This window comes from Zooshikella sp. RANM57 (genome assembly GCF_050749885.1).
In the GTDB taxonomy this organism is placed as follows: Bacteria; Pseudomonadota; Gammaproteobacteria; order Pseudomonadales; family Zooshikellaceae; genus Zooshikella.
Genome location: NZ_JBOIUB010000011.1, coordinates 177,895 through 198,161, shown reverse-complemented (window position 1 = coordinate 198,161; position 20,267 = coordinate 177,895). Strand labels below are relative to the sequence as shown.

Genomic DNA, 20,267 nt, shown 5'->3' with positions numbered 1-20,267 from the left:
TCCCTCCTAGAACTGGCTGCTTTTAAGTTGTTTACGATAAAGCCAGCGCTTAACGACCAATGCGGTCAGCGGACCCGCAAATAAGATAATGATGCAGGTGCTCAGCGGTAAACCAAGTACTAAGCCGGTGAATAGACAGATGCCAAGGGTAGAATCCAGTTGGTCAAGCGCAATAAAGAGCCGGCGGTATGAGCTGGTTTGCTCGGCAGCACCACCTGGGGGGATATTGCAGCGTCGCTTCAACCAGGAGTTTGGCAACTCCGCCAGGGTATAAGCCAGGCCAAGTCCGCAGCCGATAACAGCAAACGTCAGGCTATGCCAGGGAGGTGTAAGGTTAAACACAGTCCATAGTGGATAACTTAACCAAGCTGCACCTCCCGTATAGACTGACATCAGGATCACACCTCGCCAGGTTTTATTGGCTCCAAACCACTTGCTATAAATTGGCTTGGTAAGACTGGGTAGATGTTGCCGTTTAACACTCCACATATGACCAATGCCACCAATGACAACAGGTAAGATAAGTTGGAGTGGCCACAATAATAGGGTTGAGAATGTTAGTTGCTGTTGATAAATGGTCAGGGTTTGGTGTTGGTAAATGTCTATGAAAAGCAGAATAAGTGCGCTTCCCCCTAATACGGCCAACATCAGTTTGGCGTTGCGAAACTTATGAAAGGTATAGCGACTGACCATTGCCAGGGACATTGCCAGGAGCAAGAAGGCAAGTATGTTAAAGGGTGCACTGCCAAACCATAGGTAAATGGGGTAAACCACCAACAGGAGCAGTACACTCCAAAAGACGGGTAAGCCTAGATAGGCAAGTGATTGCTCTGCATTTTTAACGTTACCTATCTCATTAAAAACAGCCAGACGAACGATGCCTGCTGAAATAAAGGTAATAATGGCGATGACATGTAATGGGTGAGAAAACCCCAGTAAGTAAAGAAACAACATGGGGGCTACCAGGTAATCCAGAATGTCAACAAAGCCATCAAGGTATCGGCCAAAAGGACGCTCAGTTTTCAGTCGGCGGGCTAACAGTCCATCAAAAGCATCACAAAGCATGGCCAGGCACATACAGCTCAATGCGAGGGCAAAGTGGCCAGAAAGCATGAGTCCAATACTTAAGCTGATCCAGACAACACCTGATAAGGTCAACCAATCAACAGCATTAAGACGGACCAGAAAAAAAGGATGCGGGCTGTCCATGGGCAAAACTCCTTTGCTACGCTAGCTCAGTTGTTGGCGTAATAACTGGCGATCGACTTTGCTATGGTGACGACTATCCAGAGGCAGTTGATTCACCCAGCATAACCTGGGGAGAGGAACCTCAAGCTGCTGGCAAATACGCTGTACTTCATCAGTCATGTGTTGTCGGTCTGCTTTAGCGGAGGTCACCAGAGCCAGTGTTGCTTTGCCTCGGCAGGCAACCAGTACACTATTAATAACACCAGGGAGCATTTCTACTCGACACTCAAGTGGATAGGGGTAAATGGTCATGTCGGCCAGTTCGATGATGTCTTTGATACGGCCTGTTAGCCACAGCCGGCCACGGCCGTCGAAATAGCCTGTATCTCCTGTACGGTGCCATACCTGACCGTCTGCGGTGGGAATCTTGAGCGATTGAGTCAGTTCATCATTATCAACATACTGCTTAATCACATGAGGCCCTTTAACCAGTACTTCACCAATTACACCAGGGGGAAGTTTTCGGGCTAATAACGTCCCTTCATCCAACCCTTTGGCTGTGTCCATGGTGGGGACAATTAAGACTTCTGCCACTGAGGCAGGTTTTCCCACCAGATAACCATTGGGGGTGCTTTCATTAATGACTTCATCAATAGTGACACTGGTGATAGGTTCCGCTTCCGTTGCACCATAAATGACTTCAATACGTGCATTAGGAAAGGCCAGCTTCATTTGTCGACATAACCTGACAGAAACACTGCTACCACCAATGGCGATGTAATTAATCTCTGTCCAGGGTTGTTCTTTGGTGAGCAATTCTCGTGTCAGTATCTCGACGAGCCTGGGAAAGCCAATAATTCGTGTGACCTGCTGCTGTTTTGCCTTTTTTACAAGCAGTTGCAGTTGGTTGGGGGAAAGTCGATTACAGTTGAGATTCACAAAAAAGGTACTGACACCACTGCTTAGGAAATGCAACGCCATGACAGGTAGCTGAGTCATGACGGTTGTACCAGGTTGGTCTCGCCACAATTTTTCTAAGGCCTGATGCTGAGTAATCAAGCTTTGATGGGTTCGAGCTGCCCCCTTAGGCAAACCAGTACTGCCAGAGGTGTAGGTAATCAGCGCATTATCACTGTCTGTGCAGTCTCGGTAAGAAGTGATATGGCTCTGATGGGTGGGTTGTTGTGTAACAGGGACAGACTGCAGCAATTCTTCAATACTTACTGCAGGAATTTGCCACAAAGTAGGCATTAACCATCGCCAACGCAGTAACCGGCGTCCGCCAATGATGGCCCTGCATTGACTTTTTCGGAGTGTTTGCCCAATACGCTTACTGCCCATTTTAGGGTCGATAAATACTGCAACCAGACCCAGGCTGAGTAATGCAATAAGCAGTGCATAAAGGTTAATACTGGGCCTTAGTAAAACAACAATACGGTCTCCAGGTATAAAGCCATAGCGGGTGAGCGCTTGCTGAAGTTGGTGAACATGTTGGTTTAGTTGTCCAAAACTAATGGCTTTGTTGCCTTTTCGGGAGTCATCCAGTTTATTGAGCAACAGTAAAGCGGTTTGCTCTGGATAGAGTGCCATCGTTTGTAATGGCAACTGTGTCGCGTTCGTTATCTTATTATTGGCGATAGGTGCTGCTGACATAGCCTTACTCCTTGGTAGTCATGCAGGGTGGAATTTGACTAGGGTGAAGTGACTTATAGAACAAGCCATACTGATGAGTTTCACAATCAGGTCCATCACATAGCAGGCTGGCTAGTTTTGCTGAGTCATTGTCATCCCTGATCAGAGCGGCTCCCATACCTTGATAGTGTTGACGAATAGCATGAGCAGCCGTCAAACATAACCAGGCAGCAATGCCGCGATGCTGGTGACTGGGTAATACGCCAGCCGTCTTAATCAAGCAAACAGGATTTTTTAGTAGAGGCGTGTGCTGGTGATAGCTCAATTGTTGTTGATTGAGCAGCGTGTTGTCAGGATGGTTACATTGGTAGCCCTGATTCAGGATGGGTCCATAATCGGGAGTGCACACCACAAAGCCAACTACTTCATTGTTCTTTTTATCTGTCGCCAACCAGGATGAATAGGGGCAGAGCCGGTTGGCGAGAGGCTGCAAAATATGGGATTTAAATAGCTGTGGGTTTATAGAGGTATAAGCCAGGTTATGAGAGAAAGTGTGCTCAATTAAAGGGTATAACCTGTCTTGTAATTGATGTAAGCGCTCACTGGTCAGTGGACTGAGTTGAAAACGGGATGATAAACGCTTGTTCAGTTTTTCTCTCAGGTGTTCGTTTTGCGGCGCATTAAACTGCAGCTGATGGGTAAATTTGCTGTGATAGGTTGTGTGCTGCTTAAAACCCAGCGCTGTCAGTAATGGGGCATAATAAGAAGGGTTCCAGGGCTCACTGGGAAAATAGGCTGTATCAAAATGAGATAAGCGCAGTCGGTAACGGCCAAAGGTTGAGAAGTTGATAGGCCCTAATAACTGCGTGGCCCCTTGCGCTTTAGCCCAGATAGCCAGCTGCTCAAATAAAGCCTGGTTAGTGGATAGTTGATCAGTGGTTTCCCAAAAGCCAAAGTAAGCCGTAGGTTGACCATCAACAATGTGTTGAGGGTGATAAAAACCAGCTAAACGGTTTGCATTGGGAATAACTCCAAGCCATGCTTGACCAGCCTGAAAATAAGGGTTTTGGATAGAAAACAGTTGCTGTATATAGGCTTGCTGCTCAGGAATCCAGTTAGGTTCTTTTTGATATATCTGGTTGGGCAAGGAAAGGAAGGCTTCAGGCAGTGGTTGGTTTGCCAACCAAGGTTCAGCATAGAAATCCTTGCCAGTAATATCAAAGGCCGTATCCGTTAGGCTAAAAGGCAGTGTCTGGTTAGTAGAAGGTAGAGCATCTGTTGTGGTGCTAATCATACTACTGTCTCCTCTAGCACTGCTTTATTTGTTTTCTGTTCTGTAACCTCTGATTGTGAGTTGAGTTCAGCAGGTGTTTGCTTGGTGGTGACTGGCGTTTGCTGTAGCTGAATGTTACCTGTCGTCCCATCCATCGTGACCCACTGCCCCGTTTCAAGCTGTTGAGTAAGACCTGGGATATTAACAATGGCGGGTATACCGAGTTCTCGGGCAACAACAGCAGAGTGGGATAAAGTAGAACCGCGTTCTACGAGAATGCCTGCTGCGGTAGGAAATAGTGGTGCCCAGCCAGGGTCAGTACGCACCGTACAAAGGATATGACCCTGTAAATCCAAGTCATCATTAGGGCTGAATATTTTCTTGATAGGGGCTGTAACTATACCTGGATAGCAACCAATACCTTTTAATGGCTGAGTGTTTGACGAAGTGCATGTGTCATAAGGCATTGCTTCGTCAAATCGGGAGAGTGTGTTTGCGCTAAATTCATTATGTAAGTAAACAGGCCCCACAGTTTGAAAATGGTGGGGTAAATCCTGCTGCTGGTATTCATCGTATTCTGCTTTTCGTGTGGTCACCAGTGACTGCCAATGAGTTTGTATGGCTGTACCTTGCATATACTGTTCTAGCTCAGTCACCGTTAGATAAAAAATATCGTCTGGTTCTGCAATCACACCATAAAAAGCAAGCTGTTGACCTATTTCACGGTAAATATCACGAATTAAGCCTATCGCACGTGTTCTGGCAAGCCGCATACTTTCTCGATTTTTGACCGACTTGCGCCATAAATTAAGCAATTTCCAAATACGCTGATAACGCCAACGGTATTTACCCAGAGGCTGTAACATAAGCTGTTGGCGGATGGTAGCTTCAGCCTGCGTTCGTAAGTCTCGCTCAGTTTTGCCTAGTGTTGATAGGTTAAGGTTTGGATTAGCGGTGTAGTTTTTGAGCAGCGCGACTAAGAAACGTGGGTCTTGGCGGAGGGTGGTTGATTCTAACTTCAACTCTCCCATGCAACGGTCGCCAAAGGCTTCTATATAGTCCTGACAGCGGTTATAAAATTCAGGATACCGGTACTGAATTGCAGGCATCACTTCATCATTGGCTAATCCAGTTAACAGTCGAGCCAGTCCAGGTTTGTTACGGATGTAATCACATAACCTCATTAAGTGTTTGGTAGGTTCTGTACTGGCAAGGGTTTCACCGGAAAGCAGATTGTTTTGTAATGCTTCAGCATTATTGATGCCCAGTGCTTGCAACTGGCGATGCAAGCGACCATTGGTCATCATCACCATAAAGTCATTGATGATAGGTGTTTGCCAGTTATCCAGTAGCTGGCGTTGTAGCCATTCTGCTTGTGCCATCAGTTCAGCGATGGACTGTGTGTGGAGTTGAGCTCGATTGACTTGTTGGTAGATGTTTTCAAAGTGAGATTCAAAGTTTCTGACGCGCTTATCCATTGTCATAAAGCCCCAGCATAACCTGCTGAGTGCATGTAGACTGTCTGGTAGGCGGGTCAGGCGCTGCTGCCAACTATCAGGTTGATCTTCAATGAAATCCACAGGGTCTTGTAGACCCATCATCCTTTCCATATCCGCTTTATTGGTTTTGAAGCCAGGCAGAATCTGGAGCGCGGCATACCAGTGATTAATATTGTAATAAACCCGTCCTTGTATCAGACCTAGCATATTACTTAAGGCAGGCTGTAGTGCTCGCAGCTTACTTTTGGATACGCCTAATAACTGAAAAGTTTGCTGGTAGACGGTTTGATAGGCACGTAATGCAAAAGTAAAGGTGAGTGGTAGTGTGATACCGCAGTAACTTTCCTGAATATTAGAGTTATCCCAAATTTGTCGTTTACCAATGGGATGTTCTGGTGCGGGAAGTGAAGTTATAGGTCGTGTTTGTAACCAGTAGAGCTGGTCATGAGCAATAGTCCACTCTAAGTCTTGTGGGCGGCCCAGTTGCCGGGCAATTTGAAACCCTTGTTGCTTAATCAGCTGAATTTGTTGAGGTGATAAGCAGGGTTTTTCTTGTAATGCTTCTGGGACGCTGATGCGTTCAGTACCCTGACCTGTAGCTTGGGCATAGACAATTTGAAACTGTTTTTGATGGATCTGAGGTTTGATTTCTTCACTAAATAAGTCGACAGTAAACTCATCACAATCCGCGGTTCCTGCAACTACGCCTTCCGCTAAGCCATGGCACGCAGAAATCAGCCCCTGTTTTCGACTGCCGTTTATAGGATGTGCAGTAAAGAAAACACCAGAGCATTCCCCTTCAACCATGGTTTGCACGATAACCGCCAGTGTAGTTTGGGAAAGAGACCGCTGATGCTGTTGACGATAGCGAACAGCACGTTCACCAAAGCCGCTGGCCATGACATTGATAATGGCGTTAGCGATATCGGGATAGTCTTCCAGACAAATAAAAGAATCCAGCTGTCCTGCAAATGATAAAGTGGTTGAATCTTCATCCGCAGCAGAAGAGCGAACGGCCAATCGTCCCTTGGGCAGCTCGGCTAAAGAGTGTTTGAGCTTTGCTGCTAAGTGGGGTGCCAGTGTTGATTGAGCCAGCTTTTGTCGTATGTCAGCACATTGCTTGCGCTGATCTGCTGGAGAGAGCTGATCTAAGTTAAGAACCTGGTCAGTGAGTTGACAATAGGCAAGTTGCTGCTCAAAAGAGGTGGTTGTTAATACGATCCATGGTGGTACTTGATATTGATTGCGCGTTAGCCAAGCCAGGTTATAAGCTTTACCTCCCAGCAAGCTTTTATCCGCACTGCACGCTGATTGAGCATCCAAGACCATATGCTCATAGGACATATCAGCCATCATGGTGAATACTCCCAAGCTGAGTTGCCGTGGATTCCAGCGCATTGATCATGGCTAAGGTCGTTGCTGTCAGGCGGGTCATAAATGGATAATCTTGCAGGGTATTTGCCAGCCAATAGTGTGCAAGTCGGTTAACCGTAAAATCCAATAAACTGTAGTGAAAACCCATATGCCACTGGGTTTTATCTAAGGTGGTATTGGCTGCCTTTTCTAATTGCTGTCGGTGAAATTCACTGAATTTCAGTAAATAGGCTGGTGTTACTTGTTCTGGTTTTAAGGTAAATGCTAACAGCTCAACACAGTCTCGTTGTGGTAAGTGCCAGGTGGCTAGCTCCCAATCCCAGGCACATAATGTCAGTTGGTTATTTACTTCACGAAACGCTAAATTGCGTGGATTAAAATCACCATGAATAAGCGTTTTGGGTTGTCGATCTAAAATACCCCACCACATAGGCAGGTTTTCTAAGGTTAGTTTCAATTGGTGTTGATCTTGCTCTGAAAACCACTCTGGAAACTCGTTAAACCCATGGTTTTGCAATAGCCGCCAAAGAGGCTGAAGCTGTACCATTTTGGTTTGGTTCATTACGCAGAGGTTGAACTGTTCGAAAGCCTGCTGTTTTTGTCCTAGAAATAAGCTATGAAATTTTGCGATATCGGCAATGGCTGTCATGATGTGTGTTTCATGCCAGCCTGCTAGATTATCAACAGTATTCATCAAGGTTAATGAATCCAGCCATTCCAGCACCAGAAAGTAAATTTCTCGCTCTTTATTTTGGTATTGACCAAAACATTGAGGTGAAATATTTATAAAGCGAGTGTCGTTTAACTGATACAGTTGCATTTCACGTTGATGACAACCTTTGAAGAATGAGCTGCCACCAGCACGCTTAATTTCTTCTGCCAAGCGTGGATCACAGAATTGCGCCAAGGTCTGCAGTGTGTGAATCGCTTCTTCATCAGTCGGCTTAATTTTTAACATAACCTGAAGAGGTTGATGTTGGTGCTGGAAATACAAACTGGCAGGTAATAAACCAAGAAATTTCGTGGTATGTTCTGATGTTAAGCGGCAGACAATACTTTCTGCATGACAGGGCGCTTCACTAATTTCTATGTGTTCCAACGCGTTGAAATTTTCCCCCATATGCGTTTGAAAAAATGAAGGTGTTAGTTCTTCTTTCCGTAAGAATTTTATCGGGCGATTTCTGCCTAAACGATCATGGGCTGCAGCAAACTGACCACTGGCGATAGCTGATAGTGTTGAAAGATCAAGTGATAAACAAAAACCTGCAATAATTTCAGCAAAACGCACTGACTGGTGACTGCCTGCACAACCTAACAGTGCAAGACACTCTTGTTGTTGTGGAAGGCCTGTACCTCCACCGACTGTACCAACGACTAACCCTGGTAATAATAAACTGGCATAAATTCCTTGTTCTGTTTGTTCAATATGAAGATGAGCCAGACTGGATTCATGAACGCACGCAACATCTTGTCCAGTCGCAGTAAAAATAGCAGCAATAATATTGGCTACGTTAGCATTAACGCCTGGAATTCCAGCTTGTATGCTACCTGTGACACCCGCTTGATAAGCTGAAACTAAGTCCTTGGCTGAAACTTTTAATATTCGTTGTAAGACAGTTTCTGGGATATGAGCTTCAGCAATAACGCGGGTCCCTCGCCCAGATAAAAAGCTTTGAAAAGATGTTTTTTTATCACTGGCTAGGTTCGCTTCAATAAAAAATTGTTCAATAGTATGACGGGGTTGATATTCTTGCAGAATCCACTGACACGCATGCCACGTGCAACTGGTTGTCATGTTTTGCCCAGAGGCATCCCCTGTCTGGTAAATAAAATTTAAATGAATAATACGCCCAAGAATTAATGGTTTTAATTCTATTAGTTCGGCATGTCGAGAACGTTGGCGAGTTTTTTCTTTTATAGCGATAAAATGTTTTCTCAGCCATTCTGAGAAATGTAAGGCACTTGTCAGACAGTCAAACTTAAAAAAAGGTGAGCGGATCATACGTTGGGATAATACAGCTGTATTAACACCGCCGCTTTTTGATATAGCGGTAGCCCCACGTGTAGCAGAAGCAACGAGCGCACCTTCTGTAGTCGCTAATGGGGTGTAAATAGACCCTGTTGCTTGTTGTCCATTAAATAAAAGTGGACCTGCAAGCCCAATAGGTACTTCGACTGAGCCAACAAAGTTTTCTATATTAAATCTTAGTTGATCTGCGCGTAATGAGGTTTTCCCAACGCCTGTGAGCGACTGTCCTGACTTTCCTTTTAGGAAGTCTAAACGAGTTTGCCTTGCTTCTTCAGTATAACGACCGCGCGCAGGAATTCTTTCTAATGAATGTGTGCTAGTCAGCTCTAAAGTTTCTTCAGACGTTTTGGGTATTACTATTTTAGGTGCAGTCATACATCCTTTCCTGCCATTTTATACCCTATCTAGGGTATTCTTACGTTATTTTTTCTCACAAAAAGCTATATGTGTATGATGTAATTTTATGGATTTTTTACCAATAAAAGAATTTTTAACTCTTTTATTAATTTATGTATTAAATAAATTGTTTAATATTGTAGTCGGCTGCTATCGGTTTGTTTTGTTCCATAATAACTTATATAGCTCATTGCATACTTAGTTGCTGATTTACTATTAGTTCATTACTAAGTTAACTTATCGAACTTGAAGTAATGACCATCCATAAGCTACAAAGAATATGGATGCCTACGGCAGCTTCATTGTATCGACGGGCTCGTATACTGGGTGAGATTGAAAAGCGGGTAAGAAACAATAAGCATAGTAGGGATGTGCCTATAATGATAGTGTAGATCCACCAATAGCTTGTTAAAAAGTAATAAATTAACAGTATGGAAAATAGGCTTACAGCAAATACGCAACAGACAACTAATGTAATAGCTTGTGATATACCCAAAATGGATGAGTAAGTTGGAATGTTTTTATTTTCTTCTTCATGTGACTTTGTTTTTCGCACAAATTCGAATGAAAAACCCGAAAAGAAGAAAAGTAACATAATGAGAGAAATTAAACTTAAGTTAATTGCGTTATAACCTGCTAGAAAATAAAACCACAAGCCAATGAGAGGCATAATTAACATATGTGAAAAGCTATAGCTAATAAGGTGTTGGTTAAGCCACTTAGAGCTGAAAAATTCAAATGTCATAAGGGTTAACCAGCCAAGCATTAATAGCCAGGACTGTAAAGAGTATAAATCATCTCTCTCAACTGCCAGGGTTGATAAGCCTGTGATAATAAATGCAATAACACCGAGAATTTTTAGATGATATAGACTAATATAGCCTTGTTGTAGAACACGGTCAGCATGAAATTTATTATCAATTTTATAGTCTTTATGTTCATCAAGAATACGCAATAATAAAAAAATACTTACTGCGGCAAAACAATTGGTAATATCATGCCATATTGGTATCGCTTCTGATGAGCTGTGTTTGGCTATAGCTGAAATTGCTAAATATAGTGATATTGCTAATAAGGCGTTGGCTAGTGGAAAGCGCTCTTTTGCCCAGGCATATAGTCGATTAAGCAAAGGGGAGTTGTGAGAAAGTGTGTTTGCCTGTGCCATGTAAAGATCTCCTGTTTCCCTACGATAAATGTGTGGAGATTACTCCTGTTGAATCAGCATGTGTTCTCCCTCCTCAAGTGCTTTTATTATTTTATAAAGCTATTTGAGTACTTTGCCCAAGGCTTATTATTTATTATTAGTTAGCTATTCTTTTTACGGATCACTTCAGGGTTTTATGTATATGGATAATGATTTAGTTGACAATAATTATATTCAATACAACAGTTTGCTTTATTAACTAACATAACCTTTGGTAATGATTTTAGGGTATGTTATTTACCTTCTTCATTAATGTCACCTTTATAAATCATTTGTTGTAGGTATGCCTCCTATACCCTAAGCAGGTCTAACGTGCCACGTATAACAACAGGTTTGAATGGTGGTTATTGAAAGATCATATTGCATTATAGGTGTTTCAGTATTACCTGATAGAGTGAGTTCAATGCATACCCTGATCTACGTATTATGACTTCAGATCCAATTATCATTATATAAATATTTAAAATGTATACAACATGTTTGTTATTGTTTTTTTGTGTTAATTAGATTGTTAGACAAAATCGCTGAAAGAATATGGTGAGTTTGTTTGTGGTGGGGAGTTTTAAGGTGAGTATAGAGAATTGAATGAAAAAACGTTTAATAAAAAGTAGGTATGACATGATTGTCTGACAGGCAAACACTAAAAATGATTGGTGAAGGGGATAAGTTGCTATTTATCTAAAGTATGGGCTGCTTTAATCACTATGAAGGTCTCAAGCTGCATTTTCCATCAAGTGCTGAGGGGAAAAATGACAGGTGAATGTACTGCCTTTACCTAATTCGCTGATGATTTCGAGACGCCCATAATGTCGCAGTAGGACGTGTTTGACTATCGCGAGGCCCAATCCTGTTCCTCCAGTCATTTTCGATCGACTGGCATCTGCCCGATAAAAACGTTCTGTTAGACGTGGAATATGTTTAGGATCAATGCCAACACCATCGTCCATTACTGACAGGTGTGCTCCTTTTTCATCTTCCCACCAATGCACATCAATAGCGCCTTTGGGGGGCGTGTATTTGACAGCATTGAAAATTAAGTTAGAAAATGCACTGTGAAGCTCTCGTTCATAACCCATTAAAATGGCATTTTGGCAACAGACAAAACTAATTTTATGCTGTTTTTCACCACTAAGGGCTTTAGCATCATTAATAATATTAGTGAGTAGTTTTTCTATATTGACCTCTTTAGGGTCACTAATTTTATCACTGGTTTCTAAACGAGATAACAATAATAAATCACTCACCAGATTTTCCATCCGATCAGATTGCTGTTGCATTTGGTGAATTGCACGAAGCCATCGTTCAGGCAGGTTATCCGCATTATCAGCAAAGGTTTCTAAATAACCTCGGATAACGGTCAGTGGTGTACGTAGTTCATGGGATACATTGGCAACAAAGTCTTTGCGCATTTGTTCAAGGTTATGTAAGCGGGTGATATCCCGGGCTAACAGTAACCGGTCGTTTCGACCAAATAGCGTGATCGTAAAGAGTAGATGGATCTGTTCTGTAATGGGTGAGGGTATCTCAAGTGGATCTGCATAGCGCTTTTCTTCAAAGTACTTACAAAATACAGGATCACGAATCAGGTTGGTGATGAGCTGACCTCGATCTACGGGCGAACGAAACCCTAATAGCTTTTCGGCGGCATGGTTCCACCACTCCAAATTACCATGGCTATCAATCATGACTACAGCATCAGAAAGTGCAGCCGTTGAGTCTTGTACTCTATCAATAACTGCTTGTAAGCGAGCACGGGACTTTTGATGGCTGCGTTGGAGTCGGTAGATAGCATCAAAGATTTCTCCCCAGATACCTCGGCTTTCTGGTGGTTCATTATTGGTGAGCTCACTTTCCTGAAGCCAATGGTTTAATTTATAAACCTGTACTAAGGTCCAGAAGAGATAACTACTCAAAGTTACAACTAGGGTCCAAGCAAGCTCATCAATGGCAAGCCCAAAGATGACTACAATGACTGCCCCAAAAAACAATCGTTGTGGCATGGTTTACCAATCTATACTGACTAACCTTTGGTGGAAAAACGATAACCTGTACCGCGCACCGTTTGTATCAAGCGGTCATGGCCATTACCTAGTGCTTTACGCAGACGGCGGATATGGACATCAACAGTTCGCTCTTCAACATACACATTGCCTCCCCATACTTGATCAAGTAGTTGACTTCGGGTATAGGCACGTTCTTGATGAGTCATAAAAAATTGTAGCAGGCGATATTCAGTAGGCCCCATATCGGTAGGTTTGCCATTGATTGTTACTCGGTGGCTGACAGGGTCAAGTTCAAGTCCTTCAACACGAATGGGTTCTTGTGGTTCTTGAGCACCTGAGCGGCGTAAGACTGCTTTTAGGCGAGCAACGAGTTCGCGTGGTGAAAATGGTTTGGTGATATAGTCATCTGCACCAACCTCTAAGCCTTGTATTTTATTGTCTTCTTCTCCTTTTGCGGTCAGCATAATGATAGGAATGCCAGCCGTCATTTCGTCCCTTCGTAAGCGCCGAGCCAATTCTATTCCACTGGTACCAGGTAACATCCAGTCCAGCAGAATTAGGTCTGGCTTTTTGTCAATGATAATACCGTGCGCATCCTGTGTATTGTCTGCTTCCAGACATTCATAGCCAGCCATTTCTAGGGCGACTGCAATCATTTCCCTGATTGGGGCTTCATCATCAACAATAAGTATTTTTTTGCCAACCATGTTCAAGCCTTCTCTTCGCTCTACGGGTCAGCAACTCATTACACAGACTGTTTGTTACAATTAAATGACAAATAAAAGGCTGTTGATTGAAACCTTTTAGGCATTTAGCAGATATGCCAAATGGTCCTAACTGTTACCAAAAAGCAGTCATAGTGCCCAGGAAAATGAGTAATCCGACCCAATGATTATTCAAGAACGCAAGAAAACAACGCTCTCTGTTACGTCCATGTGTCAAGTAATGCTGGTAAATGAATAGCAAACTAGCAGCAATAAGACCAGTATAGAATGGCCAGTCAAGCTGTTGGATAATGCCTACAATAACCATCAACAGTAATGCAAGTAGCTGTAAAATAGCAATAATCAGGTTATCCGCACGACCAAACAATATTGCAGTGGACTTTATACCGATTTGCAAATCATCATCACGATCAACCATAGCGTACTGGGTATCATAGGCTACTGTCCATGACAAATTCGCGGCATAAAGTAACCAGGTAGTCACTGATAATTCACCTGTTTGTGCCGAAAATGCCATTGGAATGCTCCAAGAAAACGCTGCCCCCAATACAACTTGTGGGAAGTGGGTATATCGCTTCATAAATGGGTAGCAGGTTGCAAGTGCAAGTGCACCAAAAGATAGCAGTACGGTATAGGTGTTAGTTTGCAGAACCAGTAGAAATGAAAGTAGTACTAAAACAAAAAATAGCCAAATTGCTTCTGTTGCTGAGGCCTTTCCAGTAATTAATGGGCGTAGCTGAGTTCGTTTGACATGGCCATCATAATGACGATCAGCAAAGTCATTGATGACACAGCCTGCACTGCGCATTAAAAAAACACCCAATGAAAAAATAATGACCAGCTCTATATTCGGCAATCCCTGTGCTGCAATCCATAGACTCCATAGTGTGGGCCAAAGTAAGAGGTAGGTACCAATAGGGCGGTTTAGCCGCATAAGTTGACTATAAGCCCATAGGCGGGGCCATTGTTGCTGGATTACACGCATATTGACGTTTTTTTAATGATCATTTGAAGGCGATGAGGTAGTTAGTATATCACTTGCAGCTGGGTTGCCAATTTGTTCGCTTTGGATGTTGTGAAGTAAAAAGGGTAAGAAATACTCAGTGATCATCAGTGGTTGTTGATCGAGTAAAAATTTGGATCGGCGACCCCATACTTGTGCTGAGGGTAACTGTAAGTTGTGGGGAATGGGTAACTCAGTTGTATTCAACTTTGTCAGTTCAAATTGTGGTAAACGTTTAATACTGGTTTTACTAAATAAAAAGTGGCCCAGAGGTTGCTCATTTAAGGTAAGTAATTCTTGGAAATTATCACTCAGTGTTTCTTTAGGAATCACAGTACGCGCCAATATACAAGGCTGCTGTCTGACAAAAAGCGTAATTTCCCGAATATTGGTTAATGTGTCAGCTTTAATACCCAGATACTGTTGTTCTTCTTCAGACGCGGATAACCATTGTTGGTTAAGCAGGTGAACGGTGGCCTTGCTGTTAAAATGGCGAGTCAATCGATCCGTCAATGAACCAGGATGATTCAGCCAGTATTTAAGACGAGGGCATAATAGATCTTGAGCATGCCATACGTGGGTAGGGTGCCATAAACGTTCACTAAAAAACTGCATGTTGGAGTAGTGATTGAAGCTCATAATTCGCAGCAGGATGCTTGAATATGATTGATGTTGCAAGGTGTAAACTGCAGAAAGTTAATTTTCCTGTTGGCATGGGTTAATCACGTGACAATAGAGTCATTGGTTTCGTCTGGAACCACTACAATCCATACGTTATTCTGGCTTTAGCCATCAATCATGGTTTAGAGAGGTACTTGTGTGAGCATGGAAGCGTTTCGTAAGTGGCAGTGTACAGTCTGTGGCTTCGTTTATGATGAGGCAGATGGTTGGCCAGATGATGATATTCCCCCTGGAACACGGTGGGAGGATATATCTGAAGATTGGGTTTGTCCTGACTGTGGTGTAAGCAAACAAGACTTTGAAATGATTCTTCTTGAATAATATTGGGAAGTGCTAATCATTAAGAAATAATAAATCAACAGGTCAAACGTACCATGGAACCGCTCATTATTATCGGAACTGGGCTAGCGGGTTATACCCTTGCCAAAGAATTCAGAAAGCATGATCCGCATTCGCCGCTTACATTAATTACGGCTGATGATGGTCGTTATTACTCTAAGCCAATGCTGTCTATCGGTATGAGCCGGAAACACATTGATTCGGCAGATGCGAATGAAATGGCTGAACAGTTAAATGCTTCTATCCTGACCAATACTCGTGTGACAGCCATTAATCCACAGCAGCATGTGATCAAGATAGGAAGCGATGCGCTACGTTATCGACAGTTGGTTTTAGCGTGGGGGGCAGATGTATTACCGCTTGAGGTTGAAGGGGATAGCATTGAGGAAGTTTACTCGGTAAACAATTTGCAGTCCTATGAGATCTTTCGTAAAGCGATATCCGGTAAAAAGCGTGTGGTGATTGTCGGTAGTGGTTTAGTGGGGTGTGAGTTTGCTAATGATTTGGCTGCTGCTGAGCACCATGTAGCGGTGATATCCCAAAGTCATACCTTGATGCCAAAGCTTTTACCTCCTGATGTGGCTGCACCACTACAAACTTGTTTGCAGACACTCGGTGTACACTTTTATTTTGGAGTAGGTTTAGCCGAAGTTAATCGTGCTGAGGATGGGCTTGAGTTAGTCCTTACTAATGGCGAGCTTATTCATGCTGATGTCGTGTTATCAGCAATAGGCATTAAGCCACATGTTGCTATGGCGTTGGAAGCTGGGCTAACCGTCAATGAAGGTATTCAGGTGAATCATTTGCTGGAAACATCTGAACCAGATGTATTTGCGTTGGGAGACTGTGCCGAGGTAGATGGCCATGTACTATTGTATGTTGCACCGCTCATGGCATGTGCCAAAACGTTAGCGCGAACTTTAGCGGGGCATCCTACACCGCTGCATTATGGGCCGATGCCTGTGGGGGTTAAAACACCTATTTGCCCGGTTGTGGTATGTCCACCTCCTAAAGGTAGTTTGGGGCAATGGCAGATTCATGGTGAAGGCTTGGATGTAAGAGCTTGCTTTGTGCAAGAAGAAAAATTATTAGGGTATGCATTAACAGGGCACTATGTAAAAGAAAAATATACATTAAATAAAAAACTATCAACGTGTTAAGTCATACCTCTTGTGCATCCTTATTTGATAATTAACAACGTTGTAAAAAAAATGGAGTAAAAGAAATTTTGACCAAACGAATCAGCACCTCTAAAAAAATAAATGGCGCTTAAAAATAGCGGGGGACAAAGTGTGCATAAGCCAGAATTAATTTCTGCAATTGCTGATCATACATCAATGACAAAAGAACAAGCTTCTCACGTATTAACCTCAATTCTTGATGAAATTCTATTAGCGCTCAGCCGAGAAGAGGATGTTGTACTTATTGGCTTTGGTTCATTTTCCAAGCAGCATCGAAAGGCTCGAATGGGTAAAAACCCACAAACAGGTCAGCCTATTGAAATTCCCGCAACAAATACAGTGAGCTTTAAAGCTGGTAAAAAACTAAAAGAAACAGTGAATGGGTGAAGTAATATGATAAAGCTTAAAATGTTGCTATGGATAATGGGTTTATTAATGGGGCGTGCCAGCAAGCGCAATGAAAAACTACGGAAAAAATTAGATGATAAACGATTGACTGTACAATTTCAGACGGATGATCAGCGTGTTGCCCGTCACTTTATCATTGAAAATCAGCAAATTTTGAGCCGATCAGGTGTTGCAGATCAACACGACTTTGCTATTTCGTTTAAAAATGCGGCTACTGGACTTGCCGTATTAACAGCAAAAAATGCTCAGCTTGCTTTTATGCAAGCCATTCAAGAAAAACAATTAATTGTGACGGGTGATCTTAGTCAGGTTATGTGGTTTCAGGGAATTGCTAAATATTGGATACCTCGATAGTTAAGCTGATTTAAAAAACTGACTAAGCTGTTCAATTTCACTTTCACATTCAACAATTGAAGCGACAGCATTGGCGGCATTTGCAGGGTTTAGCTCTAAAGACTCATATAATTGAGGAATAATCCCTTCATCGGGAGCATCACCTATACCATGCTGACGTAAAAGCCGCCCAGTGATATTTAATAAATGTGGATATTCCTGGTGATCATCTGAGTATTCCGCTTCGTTTTGATAGCGAATTGCCGTGCAAACCTCTTCTGGCATATCCCAAATTTGCATTAACCAACCACCAATTTGGTCTCGGGATACACCAATGATATGTCGCTCAATATCGACATGATTAATATGTGGATTGGCTTCGATATGGCGACAAATCAGTGAAAAATAAGGTGGAAAAACATAGGCCAACACTAAATAACCAAAGTTATGCAGTAACCCACATAGATAAGAAAGTCCAAGTTCTGGACGTTTTTTTAATGGGATTTGACGTACCAGGGACTCAACGGCTGTTGCGGTAAACGCCGCTTGATGCCAATAAGGCGTGAAACCATGAGGGTGATCTTTTGGCGGCTGTAATGCTTTACCTAACGATAGACCAATCGCTAAGTTAATCACTAAATCAAAACCAAGCACTCTGACAATAGCATCTTCAATGGAGCGGACCCGACCTGGGGCTGCATAGTAAGGAGAGGAGGCCCAGCTTACGACCTGTGCGGCGAGACTTGGATCACGTTCAACAATATCAACAAGATCCTTAACTGCTGCATTTGGGTCCACACGCAGTTTAATAATTCGTTGTGCGGTTTCAGGTAATGGTGGAATTTCTATGGTTTGTTCCAGCCGCTGTTTAATCCGTAATGAAGTAAAATTTTCTACGGCTAAGGTTAATTCTTTAACATCCGTATTTGCATCAGTGGTAAGTGGCCTGTTGGGAAGTTTTTCTGTTACTTGCATGGGGGTTGCGTTTTGCAGAATTTGTTTAAAGTCAGCCATTCTTATTTTGATGAAGTGACCTAATTGGCCAGACTCTAAATAAAGCTCGCTATGATCAAATAAACGATCATCAACAATAGTTGCAAACCCTGTTAATTGTGGAATACCTGGTAATGCATCAACCCCTTGGCTTTGCAGAATATGCTGTAGTTTATCTGGCGAAATAGCTGTCAGGTTGCGACCCAAACGCTCATTTAATGTGTTTAAGTCAATGAGGTGATCATGAGGAAAGATAAGTTGTAGTTTCCCTTCTTCATCCTCTAACACAACAGACACTGCGACATTAGGTGGGAGAGTGTTAGCTGGCCTCATAATTTGCTCATGTCCTGTAATACCATATGAAATATGCTCGCTTTCCAGCAGTTTTTGAACTTGCTCAGGAATAGGCATTGGACTTGTACCTTTCCGACTAAACGATTAAATCTTTCAATTAGTGTAGTCAAAGAGCTACTGATCGTAGTAAAGAATGGCAAAAAACTACGTAACCCTTTGACCTTTTAATTAAATAAGTGGGTATTTAAGTATGAACAGCCTTGTTACTGTGAAATCTGAGAAAGTAAGAGGAAGAACCCCAGAGTGAAACTCTGGGGAGGGTAAGATTAAAAGTAGGATGGAGGCGGTGGTGGTGGCGGTAGATCATCATCACCATCACCGGGTGGTTGTGGTGGTACAGGAATGCTTGGGTCATCACCATCGCCGTCACCGGGTGGTTGTGGTGGTACAGGAATGCCTGGGTCATCACCATCGCCATCACCGGGTGGTTGTGGTGGTACAGGGATACCTGGGTCATCACCATCACCAGGTGGTTGTGGTGGCACTGGGATGTCTGGATCATTCGGGTCATTAGGATCACTAGGGTCGCTTGGATCTGGCCAATCAGGACCGTCCGGGTCGTTAGGATCACTCGGGTCGCTTGGATCTGGCCAATCAGGACCATCCGGGTCGTTAGGATCACTCGGGTCACTTGGATCAGGCCAATCAGGACCATCTGGGTCGTTAGGATCACTAGGATCGCTTGGGTCAGGCCAGTCAGGACCATCCGGGTCGTTAGGATCACTTGGATCGTTAGGGTCTGGTTTATTAGGATCGTCTGGATCATTTGGGTCGGGTTTACCTGGATCAGGATTTGGTGTGGTATCCAGGTCGACGTACTTTTTAATCCAGTCATTATAATTTGCGACCTTAGTATAAACGCCTGGATAGCCTGGTCGCGCACAACCAGAGCCAAAACTAACGACACCTACTTGGTATAAAGTGTTATACCACTTCACGAAGAGAGGCCCACCACTATCACCTTGACAGGAATCCTTTCCGCCTTGGCTGTAGCCTGCACAGACCATATTGTCGGTCAGTCCATAGTAAGCCTGCTGACATTCTTGTTGGGCAACAATAGGAACATCAACTTCGCGTAATTTATTGGGAAGCGCTCGTCTAAAATTAGCTTGGGTACTCCCCCAGCCAGAAACGGTGGTAGTTGCACCAGGCTGAGCTGCTGAGTGATGAATATTGATATCTGCCAGTTTTATTGTGCTGACATCCGCTTGAATGGGGCGACTTAATTTTACTAATGCAATGTCATTATCAGATGAGCGACTATTATATTGTGGGTGTGCTATAAATTGCTCAATAGGAATAACCTCTCCTTGCTGGCTGTTGGTACGGTCAAAGCGACCTACGGTAGCTTGCCGAACGCCTTGACAATGAGCAGCCGTTAGAATCCATTCCTTGTTAAGAATGCTACCGCCACAGCCACCAAGCCATGCCATAAATTTACGTTCGTCAAAGTTTGATTCTCGTCCGCCTACAATTTCCTGAGTAGGCTTTGAATCTGTTGCATGTTGATAGGCTGGATTAATAACCAGCTTGTCAGGTGTAGCATGTACGACACTGGCTACTGCAATAAATAATGTGGATAAGGAAAGTTGTATCGTCTTTATTGGTGGTGACTTATCTTTCATTGGCTAAGCCCTGTTATATGGGGTGTA

16 protein-coding genes are annotated in these 20,267 nt (G+C 43.2%); 4 read left to right on the top strand and 12 right to left on the bottom strand.

Going from position 1 to position 20,267, the window contains the following annotated elements:
- Positions 1-6: 6 nt before the first annotated feature.
- The 10 genes from ACQ96U_RS20845 to ACQ96U_RS20800 all read right to left on the bottom strand — a co-directional run bounded on the left by ACQ96U_RS20845 (position 7) and on the right by ACQ96U_RS20800 (position 14,965).
- Positions 7-1,209, bottom strand: a complete 1,203-nt coding sequence (locus tag ACQ96U_RS20845) for a CDP-alcohol phosphatidyltransferase family protein (RefSeq protein WP_431723198.1) — start codon at positions 1,207-1,209, stop codon at positions 7-9.
- A gap of 21 nt (positions 1,210-1,230) precedes the next feature.
- Positions 1,231-2,841 (bottom strand): AMP-binding protein, encoded by a 1,611-nt coding sequence (locus ACQ96U_RS20840; protein WP_431723197.1) that lies wholly within the window; start codon positions 2,839-2,841, stop codon positions 1,231-1,233.
- 4 nt (positions 2,842-2,845) lie between these two features.
- Positions 2,846-4,114, bottom strand: a complete 1,269-nt coding sequence (locus ACQ96U_RS20835; protein WP_431723196.1) for a GNAT family N-acetyltransferase — start codon at positions 4,112-4,114, stop codon at positions 2,846-2,848.
- Positions 4,111-6,948 carry a PEP/pyruvate-binding domain-containing protein gene (locus tag ACQ96U_RS20830; protein WP_431723195.1) on the bottom strand — a complete coding sequence of 946 codons (2,838 nt, stop codon included), beginning with the start codon at positions 6,946-6,948 and terminating at the stop codon, positions 4,111-4,113. Before ACQ96U_RS20830 ends, ACQ96U_RS20835 begins: the two co-directional genes overlap by 4 nt.
- The gene (locus tag ACQ96U_RS20825) at positions 6,938-9,370 is read right to left on the bottom strand and encodes a phosphotransferase (RefSeq protein WP_431723194.1); all 2,433 of its coding nucleotides are present in this window, start codon (positions 9,368-9,370) and stop codon (positions 6,938-6,940) included. The genes ACQ96U_RS20830 and ACQ96U_RS20825 overlap by 11 nt, the downstream gene beginning before the upstream one ends.
- Before the next feature lie 253 nt (positions 9,371-9,623).
- Positions 9,624-10,556, bottom strand: a complete 933-nt coding sequence (locus ACQ96U_RS20820) for a hypothetical protein (RefSeq protein WP_431723193.1) — start codon at positions 10,554-10,556, stop codon at positions 9,624-9,626.
- A 752-nt stretch (positions 10,557-11,308) separates the two neighbouring features.
- Positions 11,309-12,595: a phosphate regulon sensor histidine kinase PhoR gene (gene phoR / locus ACQ96U_RS20815; protein ID WP_431723192.1), complete on the bottom strand. Its 1,287-nt coding sequence runs from the start codon at positions 12,593-12,595 to the stop codon at positions 11,309-11,311.
- Positions 12,596-12,615: 20 nt separating this feature from the next.
- Complete coding sequence (gene phoB, locus ACQ96U_RS20810) at positions 12,616-13,305, bottom strand: phosphate regulon transcriptional regulator PhoB (protein WP_027707294.1); 690 nt, start codon at positions 13,303-13,305, stop codon at positions 12,616-12,618.
- A gap of 133 nt (positions 13,306-13,438) precedes the next feature.
- Entirely contained in the window at positions 13,439-14,308 is an 870-nt protein-coding gene (gene ubiA / locus ACQ96U_RS20805) for a 4-hydroxybenzoate octaprenyltransferase (protein WP_431723191.1), read from the bottom strand.
- A 12-nt stretch (positions 14,309-14,320) separates the two neighbouring features.
- Positions 14,321-14,965, bottom strand: coding sequence for a chorismate--pyruvate lyase family protein (locus ACQ96U_RS20800; protein ID WP_431723190.1), 645 nt, complete (start codon positions 14,963-14,965; stop codon positions 14,321-14,323).
- Positions 14,966-15,151: 186 nt separating this feature from the next.
- Here ACQ96U_RS20800 and ACQ96U_RS20795 point away from each other — a divergent pair, with 186 nt between their 5' ends.
- The 4 genes from ACQ96U_RS20795 (at position 15,152) to ACQ96U_RS20780 (ending at position 17,289) form a co-directional block, all read left to right on the top strand.
- Positions 15,152-15,328 carry a rubredoxin gene (locus ACQ96U_RS20795; protein WP_215820346.1) on the top strand — a complete coding sequence of 59 codons (177 nt, stop codon included), beginning with the start codon at positions 15,152-15,154 and terminating at the stop codon, positions 15,326-15,328.
- Between the two features lie 53 nt (positions 15,329-15,381).
- Positions 15,382-16,506, top strand: coding sequence for an FAD-dependent oxidoreductase (locus tag ACQ96U_RS20790; protein ID WP_431723189.1), 1,125 nt, complete (start codon positions 15,382-15,384; stop codon positions 16,504-16,506).
- Positions 16,507-16,638: 132 nt separating this feature from the next.
- Positions 16,639-16,914 (top strand): HU family DNA-binding protein, encoded by a 276-nt coding sequence (locus ACQ96U_RS20785; RefSeq protein ID WP_431723188.1) that lies wholly within the window; start codon positions 16,639-16,641, stop codon positions 16,912-16,914.
- A 6-nt stretch (positions 16,915-16,920) separates the two neighbouring features.
- Positions 16,921-17,289: a helicase gene (locus ACQ96U_RS20780; protein ID WP_431723187.1), complete on the top strand. Its 369-nt coding sequence runs from the start codon at positions 16,921-16,923 to the stop codon at positions 17,287-17,289.
- On the opposite strand, the gene ACQ96U_RS20775 is transcribed toward ACQ96U_RS20780, so the two are convergent.
- Both ACQ96U_RS20775 and ACQ96U_RS20770 read right to left on the bottom strand, forming a co-directional pair.
- Complete coding sequence (locus tag ACQ96U_RS20775; RefSeq protein WP_431723186.1) at positions 17,290-18,672, bottom strand: HDOD domain-containing protein; 1,383 nt, start codon at positions 18,670-18,672, stop codon at positions 17,290-17,292.
- Positions 18,673-18,881: 209 nt separating this feature from the next.
- Positions 18,882-20,240 carry a serine protease gene (locus ACQ96U_RS20770; protein WP_431723185.1) on the bottom strand — a complete coding sequence of 453 codons (1,359 nt, stop codon included), beginning with the start codon at positions 20,238-20,240 and terminating at the stop codon, positions 18,882-18,884.
- Between the last annotated feature and the right edge of the window lie 27 nt (positions 20,241-20,267).

Coding starts and splice junctions, on each gene's coding strand:
- ACQ96U_RS20835 (WP_431723196.1), bottom strand. CDS start 4,114: ATGATTAGCACCACAACAGATGCTCTACCTTCTACTAACCAGACACTG.
- ACQ96U_RS20840 (WP_431723197.1), bottom strand. CDS start 2,841: ATGTCAGCAGCACCTATCGCCAATAATAAGATAACGAACGCGACACAG.
- ACQ96U_RS20820 (WP_431723193.1), bottom strand. CDS start 10,556: ATGGCACAGGCAAACACACTTTCTCACAACTCCCCTTTGCTTAATCGA.
- ACQ96U_RS20795 (WP_215820346.1), top strand. CDS start 15,152: ATGGAAGCGTTTCGTAAGTGGCAGTGTACAGTCTGTGGCTTCGTTTAT.
- ACQ96U_RS20775 (WP_431723186.1), bottom strand. CDS start 18,672: ATGCCTATTCCTGAGCAAGTTCAAAAACTGCTGGAAAGCGAGCATATT.
- phoB (WP_027707294.1), bottom strand. CDS start 13,305: ATGGTTGGCAAAAAAATACTTATTGTTGATGATGAAGCCCCAATCAGG.
- ACQ96U_RS20825 (WP_431723194.1), bottom strand. CDS start 9,370: ATGACTGCACCTAAAATAGTAATACCCAAAACGTCTGAAGAAACTTTA.
- phoR (WP_431723192.1), bottom strand. CDS start 12,595: ATGCCACAACGATTGTTTTTTGGGGCAGTCATTGTAGTCATCTTTGGG.
- ACQ96U_RS20780 (WP_431723187.1), top strand. CDS start 16,921: ATGATAAAGCTTAAAATGTTGCTATGGATAATGGGTTTATTAATGGGG.
- ubiA (WP_431723191.1), bottom strand. CDS start 14,308: ATGCGTGTAATCCAGCAACAATGGCCCCGCCTATGGGCTTATAGTCAA.
- ACQ96U_RS20790 (WP_431723189.1), top strand. CDS start 15,382: ATGGAACCGCTCATTATTATCGGAACTGGGCTAGCGGGTTATACCCTT.
- ACQ96U_RS20800 (WP_431723190.1), bottom strand. CDS start 14,965: ATGAGCTTCAATCACTACTCCAACATGCAGTTTTTTAGTGAACGTTTA.
- ACQ96U_RS20770 (WP_431723185.1), bottom strand. CDS start 20,240: ATGAAAGATAAGTCACCACCAATAAAGACGATACAACTTTCCTTATCC.
- ACQ96U_RS20830 (WP_431723195.1), bottom strand. CDS start 6,948: ATGATGGCTGATATGTCCTATGAGCATATGGTCTTGGATGCTCAATCA.
- ACQ96U_RS20845 (WP_431723198.1), bottom strand. CDS start 1,209: ATGGACAGCCCGCATCCTTTTTTTCTGGTCCGTCTTAATGCTGTTGAT.